The organism is Pigmentiphaga sp., from assembly GCF_019689535.1.
GTDB lineage: Bacteria > Pseudomonadota > Gammaproteobacteria > Burkholderiales > Burkholderiaceae_B > Pigmentiphaga.
In genome coordinates this window covers 1-2,188 of sequence record NZ_JADGHH010000332.1, presented here as the reverse complement: position 1 = coordinate 2,188, position 2,188 = coordinate 1, and the positions used below count along the sequence as shown (strand labels likewise).

The following is a 2,188-nucleotide window of genomic DNA, read 5'->3' as shown; positions in this document are numbered from 1 at the left end:
TTTTTATAACCCCCCCCGGGCCGCCCCCGCCCACGCCACCGGGATCACCCTTTCCGAAGAACAACTGAAAGGTGCCCAGGCACTGGCGGCACGCACCGCCCACCCCGACGCCTACGCATATCGCCTCGAAGACTACCGCGCGACCACGGGTAAGTTCGACCGTATCGTGTCGGTCGGCATGTTCGAGCACGTCGGCGTGGGTTTCCACGACACCTTCTTCCGCAAGTGCCGCGAACTGCTGGCCGACGACGGCGTCATGCTGCTGCACTTCATCGGCAATTCGGACGTGCCGGATTTCAACAATCCGTGGATAGAGAAGTACATCTTCCCCGGCGGCCATATTCCGTCCATGTCGGAGTTCACCCCGGCCATCGAACGCTCCGGGCTGGTCATCACGGACATCGAGGTGCTGCGCCTGCACTACGCGCGCACGCTGCGGCTATGGCGGGAACGCTTCCTCGCCAGGCGCAGCGAGGCCGTGGCGCTGTACGACGAGCGTTTTGCGCGCATGTGGGAGTATTACCTCTCGATGGCCGAGACCGCGTTCCGCTATCAAGACATTGCCGTCTTCCAAGTACAACTCGCCCGACGCCAGGAGAGCGTACCCCTGACGCGGGATTACATCGCCGAACGCAAGGCCCGGCTGCGGCACGCCGAAGCGGGCGCGCAGCTCCCTAGCCTCGACGAGGCGGGCATCCCGGTATCGCCGCCAACCTGTCTCCCAAACGGCGCATGAGCGAGGCAACCAGGCCACTGCCGCACGGGCGAGGATTAAAATGGGACCCACACTTTCTCGATAGCTCCTCCCCTACCATGTCCGAAGGCTTCACTACCCGTATCCTGCACAGCGATCGTCGCGGCTCCGTCGAACACGGCGCACTGCACAAGCCCATGCACACTGCTTCCGCCTTCGGCTACGAAGACGCGCAGACATTGGTGGACGTATTCCAGGGGCGCAACCCCGGATATTCGTACGGCCGGCAGGGCAACCCCACCACCGCCGCGCTCGAAGCCAAGATCACGGACATGGAAGACGGCATCGGCACCGTCACCTTCTCTACCGGGATGGCCGCCATCGCCGCGGTGCTGACTACCCTCCTGCGCGAAGGCGATCACGTCGTTTCCAGCGGTTTTCTGTTCGGCAACACCAACAGCCTGTTCGCCACCATGAAAGGGCTGGGCGTCGACGTGGACTTCGTCGATGCGACGGAGGTCGCCAATGTCGAACGCGCGCTGCGGCCCAACACGCGGCTCGTCTTCGTGGAAACCATCGCCAACCCGCGCACCCAGGTCGCGGCCCTGGCCGAGATCGGCGCGCTATGCCAGGCCAAGGGCATTCTCTACGTGGTGGACAACACCATGACGTCGCCCTACCTGTTCCGCCCCAAGTCGGTCCAGGCGCACTTGAGCATCAACTCGCTGACCAAATACATCTGTGGCCACGGCAACGCGCTCGGTGGCGCAGTGACCGATACGGGGCTGTTCGACTGGACGGCCTATCCCAACATCAACCCCGCGTACCGCAGCGTCAAGCCTGCCATGCAGGGCTTGCAACAGATCAAGAAGAAGGGATTGCGCGACATGGGCGCGACGCTCGGTTCCGAGGCGGCCCACCGCATCGCCGCGGGCGCCGAGACGCTCAGCCTGCGCATGGAGCGCGCCTGCTCGACGGCGGCCGCCCTGGCCGCGCAATTAGCGGCGCACCCGAAAGTCAAGCGCGTCTACCACCCCAGCCTCCCGGATCATCCCCAGCACGAGCGTGCGCGGGCGCTGTTCAAGCGAGCAGGAGCGCTGCTCAGCTTCGAACTGCAAGACGGCCTAGACCCGGTGCACTTCCAGAACCAACTGCGCGTCGTCATTTCCGCTACGCACCTGGGTGACAACCGCACGCTGGCCATTCCGGTCGCGCATACGATTTATTGGGAGATGGGTCCGGAGCGGCGCCGTGAAATGGACATCGCCGATTCGCTCATCCGCGTATCGGTGGGCATCGAAGATCCGGAAGACCTGCTGGGCGACTTCGCCCAGGCCTGCGACGCCGTTTAACGCCGCTCGGCGCCGCCCGCCGGGGCGGCGTCATCGCAACGCCCTCGCATCGACCTCCCCCAGGCGCCCTTCCCCGTCCAGACCGTGTCCGTCACACCCCGTCCCGCTTCGCCCGACTTCGAACCGCCGTGCTACCTGGTCA

The 2,188-nt window shown here is 64.9% G+C and carries 2 protein-coding genes; both read left to right on the top strand.

Annotated elements, in window-relative coordinates; genetic code table 11:
* Positions 1 to 736, top strand: a 736-nt coding sequence (locus IRZ12_RS17415) for a cyclopropane-fatty-acyl-phospholipid synthase family protein (protein ID WP_296471320.1), incomplete at its 5' end; no start/stop codon positions are given.
* Between the two features lie 77 nt (positions 737 to 813).
* The gene (locus IRZ12_RS17410; protein WP_296471318.1) at positions 814 to 2,046 is read left to right on the top strand and encodes a cystathionine gamma-synthase family protein; all 1,233 of its coding nucleotides are present in this window, start codon (positions 814 to 816) and stop codon (positions 2,044 to 2,046) included.
* The last annotated feature ends 142 nt before the right edge of the window (positions 2,047 to 2,188 follow it).

What these genes read in the sequence shown, in the direction of transcription:
- IRZ12_RS17410 (WP_296471318.1), top strand. Translation starts at nt 814, where the DNA reads ATGTCCGAAGGCTTCACTACCCGTATCCTGCACAGCGATCGTCGCGGC.